Here is a 15134-nt window from a genome sequence, read left to right as displayed (position 1 = left end):
GTCAGTGATTCTGGAACGCCGGCGGCCGCTTCTCGAGGAACGAGACGACGGCTTCCTTGTGATCGCGCGTCAACGAGCTGAGGATCTGCGTACGGTTCTCGAGGTCGATTGCAGCGCGCATACTGGGCGCCTCCAGGTTCGACCACATCACTTCCTTGGTCATCCAGACGCCGAACGGGCTGTTCTGCGCGATGGCCCCGGCGGTGTCCAGCGCGACGTCGAGCAGCTTGTCGGCGGGTTCGACGGACGAGACGAGCCCGATCCGTTCGGCTTCGGAGGCGTCGATGGACCTGCCGGTGAGCATGATCTGCGCAGCCCGGGAGAAGCCGATCATGCGGGGCAGGAGCCAGCTCATTCCGATGTCGCAGTTGGACAGGCCGCGGCGAATGAACGCGGCGTGGAACACCGCGGATTCGGACACGATACGTATGTCGGACATGAGGGCGAGCGACATTCCGCCGCCCGCCGCGGCCCCGTTGACCGCCGCGATGATCGGTGGCCGCGCACCGCGGAATGCATCGACGAGACCCGCGATGTGCTTCTGCACCCGCAGTCCGAGTTGCGCGCGACCCTCCCCCTCGGTCGCACCCTGCGGGATTCCGTATCCGCGCAGATCCAGACCTGCGCAGAAGGCACGTCCTTCACCGGTGAGCACAATCGCGCGGGTGGTCGAATCGTCCCGCACCTCGGCGAGCACCTCGTGCAGCGCGTCGATGAGGTCGACGTTCATGGCATTGAGCTCGTCCGGGCGATTGAGGCGAATCAGGAGAATGCCCGGCCGCGGCCGCTCGGTCAGGATCGGTGTCGCATCGGACATATGGCTCTCCCCAGGGACGAAGGACTCGACAGAAGAAGACTAATGGCTTTAGATTAAAGCTCGAGGAACCGGCGAGCACAACCGAAGGAGTCCACCATGACGAACCTCGACGGCAAGGTTGCCGTGGTGACGGGAGCCGCGAGCGGAATCGGCGCAGCCACCGCTCACGTGTTCGTCGAGCGCGGGGCGCGTGTGATCGTCGCGGATATCGACGACGCTCGCGGGGAGACCGTTGCTGCCGCCCTCGGTCCCCGCGGTGCCTACCTGCACACCGATGTACGCACCGAATCCGAGGTCGAGGCCGCCGTCGCGCTGGCGGTCGACCGGTTCGGACGGCTCGACTGCATGGTCAACAACGCGGGCCGCGTCGGTGCCTGGACATTCCTCGAGGACACCTCCCTCGAGGAATGGGAAGACGGGTTCGCCGTGCTCGCACGCAGCGTGTTCCTCGGAACCAAGCATGCCGCGCGCGTGATGCGCGACCAGGGCTCCGGCAGCATCGTCAACGTCTCGAGCGTCGCGGGCGTGCGCACCGGATTCGGACCGCATCCCTACAGCGCCGCGAAGGCCGCCGTGCTCCAACTGACCCGGACCGCGGCCGTGGAGCTGGCCGAATTCCGGATCCGCGTCAATGCACTGGTCCCCGGAGGAGTCGCCACCCGCATCGTCGGCCACGGTGCGGGACTCGAGGACGAAGCACTCGACCGCAGCGTCGACGCCGTACGGGGCAGCCTGACGACGTTCCAGCCCATCCCGCGAGCCGGCGAACCCGAGGACCTTGCGCACGCCGCGGCGTTCCTCGCCTCGGACGACTCCGAGTTCGTCACGGGCCAGGCCCTCGGAGTCGACGGGGGACTGACCCTGGGCAAGAAGTGGCCGTCCAACTATCGGGACGAGGCGCAGGCGGCATCGACTCGCGCAGCCGCCGTGGGCGGCATCGACTTGCGCAGCCGCCGTGGGCGGTTGACCAGGTGACGACGCGCCGGGTCCACACGTTCTGCCGCATCTGCGAACCGGGGTGCGGTCTCGTCGCAGACGTCCGGGACGACCAGGTAGTCTCACTGCACCCGGACAAGGATCACCCGATCCACCAGGGATTCGCCTGCCACAAGGGTGTGCACTTCCTCCAGGTCCACGACGATCCGAACCGCCTCGACCGCCCGCTCAGGCGCACGAATCCTCGCCACGAGGAGGTCGGCGACTTCGTACCGATCGACTGGGACGATGCGGTACGCGAGATCGCCGACAAGCTCGGGGACATCCGCCGGCGGTACGGGCGCAACGCACTCGCCGTCTACCAAGGCAACCCGTCGGCGTTCAACGGCACCTACTACGCCAACGCGGCGGCACTCGCGCGTGGTTTCGACACCAGGATGCGTTTCAGCGCCGGCACCCAGGATACCTCTGCAAAATACGCTGCAAGCGAGGCGATCTACGGGGCGTCGATGGCGCATCCGATCCCGGATCTGCTGCACACCGACTATTTCCTGTGTCTCGGCAGCAACCCCCTCGTCTCGCACATGACCCTCATGCACATCTCGAACCCGATGGCCAAGATCAAGGCGGTCAAGCAGCGCGGAGGGACCGTCCTGTTCGTCAACCCGCGGCGGATCGAGTCGTCGGGACCGGACACCGGTGACGTGCTGCTGATCAAACCCGATTCCGACTTCTACTTCCTCGCGGCGATCCTGCACGAGATCGTGTTCCGGATCGGGTACGACCGCACCGCGGTGGAGAAGCATGCACGCAACATCGACGGGCTGCTCGATTTCCTCCGGGGGTATCCCGTCGCGCGAGTAACGGCGGCGACCGGCATCGAGGCCGACGTCATCAGGAAGGTCGCCGAGGACTTCTGCACCGCCCCCACCGCCAGCATCTACATGGCGACCGGCGTGAACCAGGGACGCCAGGGCACGCTGGCGTACTGGATGCTCAACATGATCAGTCTCGTCACCGGCAACCTCGGCCGCCGAGGCGGCAACATCTACTCCCGCGGCATGACCGACGTCGTGCAGAATTCGAAGCGCAAGCGCGAGAATCCGTTCTTCCATAACAGCGTGGGCGAGGTCCGCACTGTCAGTGGGGATCTGCCCGCAGCAATGCTGTCGGAGTACATCGAGACTCGGGATGATCCGATCAGAGCGTTGATCGTCATCTCCGGTAACCCGCTGTTGTCGGTAGGCGGAGAAGAGCGCCTGCGCCGCGCCCTGAAAGACCTGGAACTGATCGTGACGATCGACCTGTACCGCACGGTCACCGGCGAGATGGCGGATTACGTTCTCCCCGCCACGGATTGGCTCGAACACGAGGACCTCAACTTCCTGAACACGATGGGCGTCGCGATGGAGCCCTACGTGCAGTACACCCCCGCGGTGGTACCGCCGAGGGGCGACCGGCGCGACGACTGGTGGATCCTGTCACGAATCCAGCAGGAGATGGGCGTGGAGACGCTGCTCGACAGCCCCGATCCCGACCCCCTCGCCAACGCGGATGCCGCCATGCGCGACTCGGGCCTGAGTATCGAGCGGCTGAAGGAAATGCCTTGCCAGACCGCGGTGTTGCCCGAGGCGGACCCGTCGCACGTGTTCACCATCGCAGTGCAGCACGACGACGGCCTGATCGACTGCTGCCCGGCAATTTTCCGGCGCGCATACCGCACCGCCGAGGACATTCTCGAGGAGTTGTCCACCGAGAGTGCCGACCAGCTCAAGCTCATCACACGCCGCACCCTGTACATGGTGAACAGCTGGCTGCACAACCTTCCGGTACTGAAACAAGGAGTGCACCAGAATAATCCCCTGTGGATGAACCCGGCCGACGCGGAGCGGCGCGGACTGGTCGCCGGTGACGACGTCACCGTCCACAACCGTTACGGGTCGGTCGACGCGGTACTGGCATACGACGAGGCCCTCAAGCCGGGCGTAGTCGCGATGACACACGGATGGGGTCAGAGCTCCGCTCGCAGCCTCGAGGTGGCGCGGCGCCAGCCCGGTGCGAACGTGAACAGACTCTCCCCCATCGGGAAAGACGGATACGACGTCCTCAGCAATCAGTCGCACCTCACCGGCATCAACGTCGATGTCACACGGCGCGGGCACAACGGACCCCGATAGACAAATCTAATGCCTATAGCTTAATGTGGTTTCCGTCACTACATCATTCGGGCAGATCGCCCATCACTCACATCGAGGTTTCGCATGACCGAACGTACGACCGCGGCTGCAGGCCCTCCCCCGAACACGACCTCCGGGCCCTCCCGCGCGGACTCACGACGCGCAAGCCGTGCCGCCTTCGTAGGAACCCTGCTCGAGTACTACGACTTCAGCCTCTACGCCTCGGCGGCGTCGATTGTCTTCGCCAGCGTGTTCTTCACCGGCTCGAGCCCGTTCCTGGGAACACTACAGGCGGTCGCCACGTTCGCGGTCGGCTTCCTCGTCCGCCCGGTAGGTGGCGTGATTCTCGGCAGCCTCGGTGACCGCATCGGACGCAAGAAGATCCTGGTCTTCACGATGCTGCTGATGGGAGGGGCAACCCTCCTCGTCGGGCTTCTGCCCAGTTACGCGCAGATCGGATGGGCTGCACCGGCTCTGCTGGTCTTCCTGCGCATTCTCCAGGGTATCGGGGCCAGCGGTGAGTACGGCGGTGCCGCCCTCGTCGCCGTCGAGTTCGCACCCGAGAAGAAGCGTGGGTTGCTCGGCTCCCTCCCCGGCATGGGCGCGGCACTCGGTGGCGTGCTCGGAACCTTGTCGCTCCTCCTGGTGTCCGCCCTGATGTCCCAAGAGGCCTTCCTCGCGTGGGGCTGGCGCATTCCGTTCCTGCTCAGCGTCGTGATCCTCGCCTACGGCCTGTGGCTCCGTCGTGCCCTGCCCGAGACGCCCGCGTTCCGCGAGATCAAGGAATCCGACGCCCTGTCGAAGAGTCCCATTCTCGATGTGATCCGACAGCAGCCGCGCGCCCTTCTGACCGTCCTTGTGATGACCATCGGACAGACCGGTATCGGCTACTTCTACATCGTGTTCATGGGCACCTTCGGCACCAACCAGCTCGGTTTCGGTAGAACCGAAGTACTGGTCGGCCTGATCGCTGCGCAACTCACGAATACCGTTCTGATCCCGCTCTTCGGAGCACTGTCGGATCGTGTCGGACGACAGCCTGTGATCATGTTCGGCTTCCTCTACAGCGCCGTATTCGCGTGGGTGGGCATTTCACTCCTGTCGGGGGCAGGAACTCCTCCGTTGCTGTACTGGGTGGTCATGGCACTGGGCAACGGGGTCGGAGTCGCCGCCATCTTCGGTCCGATGGGCGCGTACGTCATCGAGTTGTTCCATACGCAGCACGCCTACAGTGGCCTCGGTCTCGGTCGTGAGGCCGGCAACGCGCTCGGCGCGGCAATCGTCCCGGTCATCGCAGTCGCCTTGGCGTTCGACGACACGACGGTGTGGCTCAGCCTCCTGGTCTGCGTCGTCTCGCTGCTCGGTTTCGCAGCAACCGTCCTGTCCCGTACCCGGTCGTCGTCCGTCGTGAAGCAGGACGACGACCGAGCCCCGGTGTCGGTGTAACACCTACCCAACACCGTGCGCGTTTCTGGTAGCGAGAGCTACCAGAAACGCGCACGGGTGCAGGGGGCACGCAACAACGATGCGACCCGTGCCGATCGAATCGGCACGGGTCGCATCGTGGTCGGATCTCAGACGCCGACCGGACCACCCCGCCACACACCGATCTCCTCACCGGAGACGTCGGCGGCGTTGTCGCTCACCAGGAACGACACCGTCGAGGCGATCGACTCGGGCGGAATCGACGGCCAGTGCCTGGTCAGGGCCTCCACGCCGGCTTCGCCTCCCGACGACACGATGTCCGTGGCGACGAAGCCGGGCATCACAGAGTTGACCGTGATGCCGCGACGGGCCACCTCCACCGCCATCGTCTTGGTCATGGCTACGAGACCGGCCTTGGCCGCGGAATAGGCACTCATGCCGGGCGACGGCCGGCGCCCGCCCGACGGGCTGTTCACGAACACCACACGGCCCCAACCTGCGTCGTACATTGCGGGCAATGCGAAGTGTGTACAGTAGAACGCGCCGTTGAGATTGACCGCGATGACTTCGTCGAACTCGTCGGGGGACTGCTTACGGGCCGCACCGGCCTTGTTCATGCCCGCATTGTTGACGAGCACGGTGGGAGCACCCAGTCGGGCCGTCGTGTCGGCGATGAGCCGTTCCGCGTCGGCGGCTTTCGAGATGTCGGCCCGGATTGCCACGGCCTGTCCGCCGTCCGCGACGATCTTCGCGACTACGTCCTCGGCATCGCGCGCACTACGTGAATAGTTGACCGCGACGGCGAATCCATCGGCGGCGAGCCGCTGCGAGATGGCCGCGCCGATGCCGCGCCCCCCGCCGGTAACGACAGCAACTTTCTGCGGGTTCACCACTGGATTACCGGACCTTCTCGTAGTTGTCGGGCACATCCGCGAAGGTGTCGCGCAACTGGCGCTTCGCGATCTTCCCGCTGGGCATCCGGGGCAGCGGCTCGTCCATGAAGACGACGTAGCGCGGCACCTTGTAGTCGGCGAGGCGCTCGTTGCAGAAGGCGACGACCTCGGATTCCTTCATCTGCACGCTCGTCCTGACCAGCGCTGCCGGGGTCTCGCCGAACTTGGCGTCGGGGACGCTGATCACCGCGACCTCTTCGACCCCTGGGATCTGGTTGATGACGGTCTCGATCTCGGCGGGCGAGATGTTCAGGCCACCGGAGATGATCATGTCCTTGAGGCGGTCGACGTACGTGAGGTAGCCGTTCTCGTCGAGCTTGCCGAGGTCGCCGGTCTGGAGCCAGCCGTCGATCAGAGTCGCACGGGTGGCTTCCTCGTTGCGCCAGTATCCCGGCATCATGCCCGGTCCGCGCAGCAGGATCTGACCGGTTTCGTTGGGCGGGAGGTCGTTTCCTTCGGGGTCGACCACCCGGATCTTCGTGAAGATGCCGCCCCACCCGCACTTGTCGGGGTGTTCCGCGGCTTCGTCCCGCGGCATTGCGGTGGCCGATCCGCCGATCTCGGTCTGACCGTAGATCTGCCTCAGGGACACCCCTTGGGCCTGCCACTTGTGCAGCAGGTCGACAGGCACGCGGGCACCGCCGACGTGTGCGGTGATCATGTGGCTCAGATCCGTGTCGGCAAATCCGGGCACCTTCGCGATCTGTTCGAAGAGAATCGGGGGCCCGGTCAGGGTGTTGGCCTTGTCCTCGGAGAGGACGCGCAGCGCCGACGACGGGTCGAATCCCGGCTGCAGGAACAAGGTTCCGCCGTGCAGCACGACACGCGAGATGCCCCAGACGATGCCGGCGGCGGTGAACAGCGGCAGCACCAGTACCGGGCGCAGACCGTTCGGCTGAATCGGTTCCATCAGCGACCACTCGTGCATCTCACCGGCAATCGTGGCGTGCGTGAAGATCACACCCTTCGGCTTCCCGGTGGTGCCGCTGGTGAACACGATGGCAGTGGGAGTGTCGAGATCGACGACCGGCGAGCGGTACTTCGCGTGTTCGCGGCCGCGCAGCGGGCGCACATCCTTCTCGAACACGGCGATCGAGAAGGTGTTGCGTGCCTGCTGGACCTCTTCGAGTCGCGGCAGCAGTGCCTCTTCGCAATAGACCACGGAGGGTTCACAGTCGTCGACGAGGGTGGTGAGCTCGCCGGTGAGCATGCGCTGGTTGAAACCCACGGCGATGGCGCCGACCTTCATGGCGCCGAGCGAGGCCACGGCCCATTCCAGGCTGTTGGCACCGAGGAAGCCCACTCGATCACCCGGCGCGACGCCACGGGAGGCGAGGTCGTGCGCAACACCGTCTGCCCAACTCGACAGCTCTGCGTAGCTGACGACATCGCCGTCGAAATCGATCGCGGGCAGATCCGGCTTCGACCGAAACCAGTAGGTCAAAGCGTCTACAACGGTGCCGCTCATGTAGCCCTCCATGAATGTGTGTCGTCGATGCGGGCCCACCCCGGTGAGGCGCAGATCACACCCGCCTGTTAAATCTAAAGGTTGTTGTTTATTGAGGCAAGTACGAATGGGCGTCCGCACCATGGGCGACGGCGCGCATCGCATCGACCTCGACCAGTTTCCGACGGGCACGGCCTTGGCGACGCCCCTCGGTACGTTCGTACCGGTCGATGCGCCGCCAGCCGTCGAAGCCGAACGCGTCCGGACAGCGCGTCTCGACGATCGCCGCCAGATCGTCGCCCGTGCGGCTCGGCCGCGACAGGAGGGCGCGTTCGTGGTCAGCAACGATCGCTTCGACGGTCTCGGCTGCGCAATATCGATTGGTCCCGATCACGCCGGTCGGCCCCCGCTTGATCCAGCCTGCTACGTAGACACCGGATATCGGACGGTTGCCGGCCGGATCGACGACGCGACCTGCGACGTTGGGTATCGTTCCGCGGACCGCGTCGAACGGCAGACCCGACACCGGACGGCCGCGATACCCCACCGACCGCAACACCAGAGACGCGTCGAGGTCCTCGCCGGGCCCCGCCTGGCCGTACGGTGCGATCCGCAGACCCTCGACGCGAGTGCCGCCGAGAATCTCGACCGGCGCGGCCTGGAAGCGTAGCGTGATCCTCCGCCTGCCCGGTTGCGGACGCCGGTGCGCGTACTCGGCGATCGTCTGCAGCTTGATCGAGGCGCCCTCCGGCGCGTCGTAACCGCCGTGGACGGTCACGTCCAGCTCGGGCAACGAGCCCAGCGCCAGCAGTTCCGGTGTCGTGAACGCCCCGTGCTCGGGGCCGCGGCGCCCGAGCACCACCACCTCCTCGATCGCGCTGCGGCGCAGTACATCCAGAGCATGCTCCGCGATGTCGCCGGGCACGAGCCGCTCGGGATCGCGTGCCAGGATCCGCGCTACATCCAACGCGACATTGCCGTTGCCGATCACCACGGCGCGACGCCCCGACAGATCGAACGTACGGTCGGCGTAGTCCGGATGCCCGTTGTACCAGGCCACGAATTCACGTGCGGCGAAGCTGCCCGGCAGGTCTTCGCCCGGGATACCGAGCTTCCGGTCGTCGGAAGCGCCGCCTGCGTGGATCACCGCATGGTGGTGGTCGAGCAGTTCGTCGACGCTGAGGTCACGTCCGACCTCCACACCGAGAAATGCGCGGAAGCCGTTGCGGCCGGCGGTACGGGCGAAGACCCGCTCGACGGCCTTCGTCGTCTGATGATCCGGTGCCACACCGAAGCGGACGAGCCCACCGACGACGGGGAGCCGCTCGAACATGGAGACCTCCACGTCGATGTCACGCCGTTTCAGCAATTCCTCGGCAGCGTAGAAGGCGGACGGACCGGAACCCACGATCGCCACCCGCAGCGGACCGGGCCGCTCGGCGACGACGACGGGCTCCTTCGGCACCTCCGTCGGGCCGGACACGGTCGGGTTCCCCAGGAAGTATGCGGCATTGAGATCCTTGTAGATCTCGGTCTCGGGTGTGAGATCGCTGTCGGGCGCGATCGCCTCCACCGGACACACGTCGGCGCACGCCCCGCAATCGATGCAGGTGTCCGGATCGATGTAGAGCATCTCGGTGCGCGCGTACTGCGCTTCGTCGGGAGTCGGGTGAATGCAGTTCACCGGACACACCGCGACACACGTCGCGTCGTTGCAGCAGGCTTGGGTGACTACGTATGTCATGGATACTCCGGTTGATCGTGTGCTTCCGAACTCTGTTCCGGCGGGAGGAAGCGGTGGCCGTAGCGGTCGGCAAGTTCGCGGGCGCGAGCCGTGAATCCCTCCGCACCACCGGTATAGGACCGCCTGAACGACACGACCCCACCAGTGTGCGCGGGGAATCCGATGCCGAGAACGGATCCGGTGTCTGCGTCGGCCTCGGAACCGATCACACCTTCGTCGAGACAACGCAGCGCTTCGATCACCTCGACGAAGAGCAACCGGTCGCGCATGTCGTCGACCGGGATACTCCGGGTCGTCCCGAACACGTCGCGAAGGCCGGGCCACAACCCGATTCGCGTGCCGTCGGTGTCGTACTCGTAGAATCCGCGTCCCACCGATCGACCGACTCGACCGTGCTCGTCGATCATCCGGTCGCGGACACGGTCCGCACCAGTCGCCCGCCACGCACCGCCGGCGGTCCCGACAGCGGCTCGGTTCTCTCGCTGCACCGCGCGGTTGAGGGTCAACGTGATCTCGTCGAGCAATTGCAATGGCGGCACCGGGTATCCCGCTTCGAGCGCCGCACGCTCGACGAGGACCGGATCGATTCCTTCCCCGACCGCGACCATCGCCTCGTCGAGATAGGGCTGCATCACCCGGCTGGTGAAGAACCCCCGGCTGTCGCGCACCACGATGGGCGTCTTCCCGAGCTTCCGTGAGTACGTCAAGGATGCCGCGAGAGTGGTCTCCGACGTGCGCGTACCGGTGATCGTCTCCACCAACGCCATCCGGTCGACGGGCGAGAAGAAGTGCATCCCGACGAAGTTCTCCGGACGTGCCAGCGTGGATGCGAGCGTTGTGATCGGCAGGGTCGACGTCGTCGACGCGAGGAAGGTGCCCGGGTCGGTGACGGCCTCGACCGACTGCAGGACCTGTTGTTTGGCGGCGACGTTCTCCGCCACGGCCTCGACCACCAACGAGGCCGGCGCGAGGTCCGAAACCCGTTCGGTAGGCGTGATGCGGGCGAGCAACGCCTGTGAGACCGCCGTATCCGTCGTCCCGGCCTGCAGTGCACGCATTTCGCGCCGGTCGGCGTACGCCCTTCCGCGGCGCGCACCCTCGAGGGTCCGCGCAACGAGCACGACGTCGGCGCCGGCCTGTGCGCACGTGTACGCGAGGGCCGATCCCATCATCCCGGCGCCGACGACACCGATCGTGGTGCCGGTCAGAGCACCCGACTCCCCGGTCATGACTGCGGCCTTTCCACGCGGGTGACGTCGACGGGGAAACCGTTGAAGATCGGGGCGCCTGTCAGCGGTTCGACCACGGTGTCGTCGACCAGGGCATTGACGTTCGCACCGGGTGCAGCGGCCGAGCGAGTGGTGCGGAGACCACGGCCGTCGTGACCCCACCCGTGCGGCAGGCTCACCACGCCCTGACGCATCGCGTCGGTGATGCGCAGTTCGGCGACGACAGCGCTGGTCTTCGATGCGATACGCACCGTGTCGCCGTCCACGAGGTTGCGTGCGGCAGCGTCGAACGGATTCATGAACAGCGCACACTGACCTGTGTCGGGCTGTGGCAGCGCATTGTGCAGCCAGGAGTTCATACCGCGACGCTGTCGCCGGTTGACGAGGACCAGCTCCGGCACGGGTTGTGCCAGCGTGTCACGCAGGCGCGGCAGGTCGGCGGTCAACGCATCGGGGACGAGGTTGATCCGTCCATTCGGGGTCCGCAGCACCTCGGGGATTCGCGGTTGCAACGGCCCGTAGTCGATGCCGTTGGGATTGCGTTCGAGCAGCTCGAGGGTCAGTCCGCCGGGAACGGCACCGAACCGGTCGCCGTACGGGCCGCTGCGCAACCGCAGGTCCAGCAGCCGCTGCGGGCCGGTGCGGCCCGCGGTCGCCCGTACGACGTCGTCAAGTTCGCAGCCCGCGAGCTTCGCTGCGCGACGGATCGCTGTGGTGGCGACCTCGTCGTCGAGCTCGGTGACCGGCCGCTCCGGTTCGCCACGGACGATTGCCGTGAGGCGCAGCAGGATCTGCCACTCGGGGACCTGGCCCGGACTCGGCTCGAGCAACGGGGCCGTGTACCGGGCCACATTGCGCACCTGGAAGTGGGTGAGCGCGAGGTCGTGGTGGCCCCGCGTCGTCAGCGGTGGAGGTGGCAGGATGACATCGGCATAGCGGGTCGTCTCGTTGAGGTACCCGTCGATGCACACCATGAATTCGAGGTCGGCCAGCGCGGCCTCGACAGCGTGGCTGTTCGGAAACGACCGTGCCAGGTTGCCGGAGACCGTGATCAGGCCCCGCACCTGTCCCGGGCCCGGGGTCAGGACTTCCTCGGCGAAACAGACCGCGGGGATCTCTCCCATCGCCTCCGGCATGTTCCGGACCCGCGACCGCCATCGGTCGAACACGAGCGGAGCCTTCGGGTTGGCGGGCCAGGTGGTCGGACCGCCTGCCGGTGGCACGGGGAACATCGCGCCCCCCGGCCGATCGAGGTTGCCGGTCACGATGTTGAGGATCTCGACCATCCAGTTGGCGACCGAACCGAACTCCTGTGTGCACGAACCCATCCGGGAATGGGCAACGGCCGAGTCGGCAGCGGCGAAATCCCGTGCGATCCGGCGGATCACGTCGGCGTCGATACCGCAGATCTCCGCGACCGCATCCGGGGTGAACTGTTCTGTGAGCCGAAGGACGTCGTCCAATCCGTCGACGTACCCGGTCAGGCGCCCGGGCGCAGCAAGCCCCTCGGTCGCGATCACCGAGACGAGTGCGAGCAGGAGAAACGCATCGGTACCGGGCCGGATGGCGAGATGGAGGTCGGCGACCTCCGCCGTCCGGGTGCGCGCCGGGTCGACCACCACCAGGGTGCCACCGCGCTCTCGCAGCGCTTCCAAACGCCTCCCGATTCCCGGCGCGGTGACGGTGCTGCCGTTCGACACGAGCGGATTCGACCCCAGGATCAGCAGATACGACGTGCGGTCGATATCGGGGACCGCCATTCCGAGCCCGGTTCCGTAGAGCAGTGCGTTCGCGTAGTTCTTCGGAAGGGTGTCGATGCTGGCGGGCGAGTAGACATTGCGGGTGCCGATCGCCGAGATCAGCGGCAACGTGTAGAACGACGGATCCAGGTGGTGCGCGGCCGGGTTGCCCGAGTAGACAGCGCAACTGTTGGGGTCCGCCGCGATGATCGGAGGCAGTCGCCGACCGATCTCGGCAAACGCCTCGTCCCACGTTGCCTCACGGAAATCGTCCCCGTCGCGGATCAACGGAGTGCGGATGACGTCGGGGTCGTTCTCCAGTTGCCCGAGGCCCAGCCCCTTCGCGCAACTGTGCCCTGCGGTGAACACGTCGTCGGGGTTCGGCCTCACCGACGTCACCGTGCGTCCGCCGAGCTCGAAGAGCAGACCGCACGTCGCTTCGCACAGCGGACAGATGCGTGCGCCTACCGTCGTGGCGGAAGTGTCAGTGAGCACCGGCGGGGACCTCCGATTCGACGGCCACCGGCACCGCAGTCATCACCGGCATCGCGTTGATGTTCTGGACTCGGTCGTAGCCGGTCAGGTCGTTGACATTGCTGCCGACTCCGCGGGGGTCCGCGTCGGCGTCGGACGCACCCCAGCAGTGGGTCATCGAGACCGTGCCCTGTCGGACGGTGGGGTCGGTGTGTGCGACAGCCCGGATGCGGCCGTGGGCCGAGCGGATGCGCACGATGTCGCCGTGTTCGATGCCGAGCTGCCGCAGGTCCTGCGGATTCACGTGTGCGGGGTTGTAGCCGAAGCGTGCGAGCCCGCTGACATCCCGGCCCACCGAATTCATCAGCTCCCGCATGCGGCGCACCGTCAGCCGCATGGTGAGCCCGCGTTGTGGCGTCGACTCACCCAGTGCAGCAGCGATTTCTGCGCTCACATCGTCCGGGCACAGGGCGAGGCGATGTTCGGACGCTCCTTCTGCGGGCGGACCGACCACCTTCTCCTCCGGAGGCGCGAGCGTGCCGCGTCGTGCCGACATCACTTCGTCCATGGAAACGCGCCCGCGTTCTGCGAACATCGCGAGCATTTCGTCCGAGGTGGGCGGCACGTCCGGATCGAGCACCCGCCCGGCGAACTTCACCGTGTGCCCGGCCGCAGAGGCAAGGCGGAAGAAGAACTCCCAGTCCTCGATCACGCCTGCGGGCGGAGCCACGAGTCGTGGTGTGTATTGCGCGAAGGGCCGGGCGAAGAAGAACTCCATCAGCAAGGTGTGGTCGGGTCGCTCGTACGCCATCGTCGGCGCGATCACATAGTCGGCCAGCCGGGCGGTGTCGGACATTCGCGTGTCGACGCACACCAAGAGCTCCAGCTCGCTCAGTGCACGTTCGACCTTCTCCCGATCCGGCAGGGCCCGCGCCGGGTTCCCGCCCGAGACCACCAGTGCCCGCACCCGGTCGGCGCCCGGCTCGAGGATCTCGTCGGCAAGAATGCCCGACGGCAGCTCGCCGTTCATCGTGCCGATCCCGCCGATGCGGCTGCGGAACCCGGATTCCCAGGTCCGGTACGGCGGACGAACCTCCGCCTTCAACGGGGTCGTCCGTGCGAGAACGTTGCGGTTGGGTGTCACCTCGCCTTCGCGGAGGTACCGACCGCAGACGACGTTCAGGCACGCGGCCAGGTGTTCGGCGACATTGGAATGCGGGCCCATGCACACCCCGGTGCCCGTTGTCGCCATGCCCCGCCGCCCCGCCGCGAACATCCGGGCCGCGCGGATGACATCGGCGGCCGGCACGCCCGTCACCGCTTCGGTGTGCGCCGGTGTCGCCGGTGCGACCGCCGCGCCGAGCTCCTCGAGGCCGTCTGCGAAGCGCTCGCAGAACCCGTGATCGTGACAACCCTCGGACAGGATCACGTGCAGCAGTCCTGCGAACAGTGCGGCATCGGTGCCGGGGCGGAGCTGCAGGTGCAGGTCCGCACGAACCGCAGTTTCGGTGCGCCGAGGATCGACGACGATGAGCTTCAGCCCTCGCTCGCGCGCCCTGCGGATCGTCACGGACGGGTTCTGGGTGATCGCGCCGTCCCCGTCACCGCCGTTGAGCGACACCATCGGGTTCGTGCCGGCCAGCAGCCACACGTCCGCGGTGTCGAAGCGCTGGCGCCCGCCGAGATACTCCCCCATCCGCGACTGCACGATCCACTTGGCGGACTGATCGATCGTCATGGTCGAGAACAGTTTCCGGGATCCGGTGGTGCGGAACCACGCCCGCGCCATCGGGCCGGTCAGCGCCGCGAAGTTCTGCTGGGTTCCCATGAACAATGCCAGTGCGTCCGGACCGTGCTCCCCCGTGATCGCTTCGAGGCGCTCGGCAATCTCCGCGATCGCCACCTCCACCGGGATGGGCTCGAAGTTGCCGCCGGGGGTGCGGCGCATCGAGGTGGTGAGCCGATCCGGCCCCTGATGGAAGTCGCCACCACGACGTCCTTTCGGACACGAGTAGCCGCCCGACAACGGGTGCAGTCCGTCGCCGACGATGCCGAGGATCCGATCGCCGTCGACCTCCACCCGCACCCCGCACGAGGCAGGGCACAGGCGGCAATAGGACAACTTCACCGGCACTGTCCGCTCCGTCCGCTGTTCGGCAGAGGCGATGGGCTCTGCAGGATGTGATGATCGTC

10 protein-coding genes are annotated in these 15134 nt (G+C 66.6%); 3 read left to right on the top strand and 7 right to left on the bottom strand.

Annotated features, from left to right (window positions below; genetic code table 11):
- Position 1 precedes the first annotated feature (1 nt).
- Positions 2–817 carry an enoyl-CoA hydratase/isomerase family protein gene (locus ISO16_RS22925; RefSeq protein ID WP_072634439.1) on the bottom strand — a complete coding sequence of 272 codons (816 nt, stop codon included), beginning with the start codon at positions 815–817 and terminating at the stop codon, positions 2–4.
- Between the two features lie 96 nt (positions 818–913).
- On the opposite strand from ISO16_RS22925, the gene ISO16_RS22920 reads away from it, so the two are divergent.
- From ISO16_RS22920 to ISO16_RS22910, 3 genes are all read left to right on the top strand, one after another.
- Positions 914–1792 (top strand): glucose 1-dehydrogenase, encoded by an 879-nt coding sequence (locus ISO16_RS22920; protein ID WP_029541613.1) that lies wholly within the window; start codon positions 914–916, stop codon positions 1790–1792.
- On the top strand, positions 1789–3930 hold the full coding sequence (locus ISO16_RS22915) for a molybdopterin-containing oxidoreductase family protein (RefSeq protein ID WP_072634438.1): 2142 nt from the start codon (positions 1789–1791) through the stop codon (positions 3928–3930). The genes ISO16_RS22920 and ISO16_RS22915 overlap by 4 nt, the downstream gene beginning before the upstream one ends.
- Positions 3931–4014: 84 nt before the next feature.
- Positions 4015–5376 carry an MFS transporter gene (locus ISO16_RS22910; RefSeq protein WP_072634437.1) on the top strand — a complete coding sequence of 454 codons (1362 nt, stop codon included), beginning with the start codon at positions 4015–4017 and terminating at the stop codon, positions 5374–5376.
- Positions 5377–5504: 128 nt separating this feature from the next.
- Here the strand turns inward: ISO16_RS22910 and ISO16_RS22905 are convergent, their stop codons facing one another.
- The 6 genes from ISO16_RS22905 to ISO16_RS22880 form a co-directional block, all read right to left on the bottom strand.
- Entirely contained in the window at positions 5505–6245 is a 741-nt protein-coding gene (locus ISO16_RS22905) for an SDR family oxidoreductase (protein ID WP_029541609.1), read from the bottom strand.
- A 7-nt stretch (positions 6246–6252) separates the two neighbouring features.
- Positions 6253–7776, bottom strand: coding sequence for a class I adenylate-forming enzyme family protein (locus tag ISO16_RS22900; RefSeq protein WP_072634568.1), 1524 nt, complete (start codon positions 7774–7776; stop codon positions 6253–6255).
- Positions 7777–7864: 88 nt separating this feature from the next.
- Positions 7865–9499, bottom strand: a complete 1635-nt coding sequence (locus ISO16_RS22895) for an FAD-dependent oxidoreductase (protein ID WP_065922963.1) — start codon at positions 9497–9499, stop codon at positions 7865–7867.
- On the bottom strand, positions 9496–10728 hold the full coding sequence (locus ISO16_RS22890; RefSeq protein ID WP_072634436.1) for a 3-hydroxyacyl-CoA dehydrogenase family protein: 1233 nt from the start codon (positions 10726–10728) through the stop codon (positions 9496–9498). The genes ISO16_RS22895 and ISO16_RS22890 overlap by 4 nt, the downstream gene beginning before the upstream one ends.
- On the bottom strand, positions 10725–12962 hold the full coding sequence (locus ISO16_RS22885) for a molybdopterin-dependent oxidoreductase (protein WP_029541602.1): 2238 nt from the start codon (positions 12960–12962) through the stop codon (positions 10725–10727). Before ISO16_RS22885 ends, ISO16_RS22890 begins: the two co-directional genes overlap by 4 nt.
- A complete protein-coding gene (locus ISO16_RS22880) occupies positions 12952–15075 on the bottom strand; it encodes a molybdopterin-containing oxidoreductase family protein (RefSeq protein ID WP_029541599.1) in 2124 nt (707 codons plus the stop codon). Before ISO16_RS22880 ends, ISO16_RS22885 begins: the two co-directional genes overlap by 11 nt.
- Between the last annotated feature and the right edge of the window lie 59 nt (positions 15076–15134).

The organism is Rhodococcus sp. M8, from assembly GCF_015654185.1.
In the GTDB taxonomy this organism is placed as follows: Bacteria; Actinomycetota; Actinomycetes; order Mycobacteriales; family Mycobacteriaceae; genus Rhodococcus; species Rhodococcus aetherivorans.
Note: the sequence above shows the minus strand (reverse complement) of the source record. Positions and strands in the feature narration are given on the sequence as shown.

Coding starts and splice junctions, on each gene's coding strand:
- ISO16_RS22925 (WP_072634439.1), bottom strand. CDS start 817: ATGTCCGATGCGACACCGATCCTGACCGAGCGGCCGCGGCCGGGCATT.
- ISO16_RS22920 (WP_029541613.1), top strand. CDS start 914: ATGACGAACCTCGACGGCAAGGTTGCCGTGGTGACGGGAGCCGCGAGC.
- ISO16_RS22910 (WP_072634437.1), top strand. CDS start 4,015: ATGACCGAACGTACGACCGCGGCTGCAGGCCCTCCCCCGAACACGACC.
- ISO16_RS22900 (WP_072634568.1), bottom strand. CDS start 7,776: ATGAGCGGCACCGTTGTAGACGCTTTGACCTACTGGTTTCGGTCGAAG.
- ISO16_RS22895 (WP_065922963.1), bottom strand. CDS start 9,499: ATGACATACGTAGTCACCCAAGCCTGCTGCAACGACGCGACGTGTGTC.
- ISO16_RS22890 (WP_072634436.1), bottom strand. CDS start 10,728: ATGACCGGGGAGTCGGGTGCTCTGACCGGCACCACGATCGGTGTCGTC.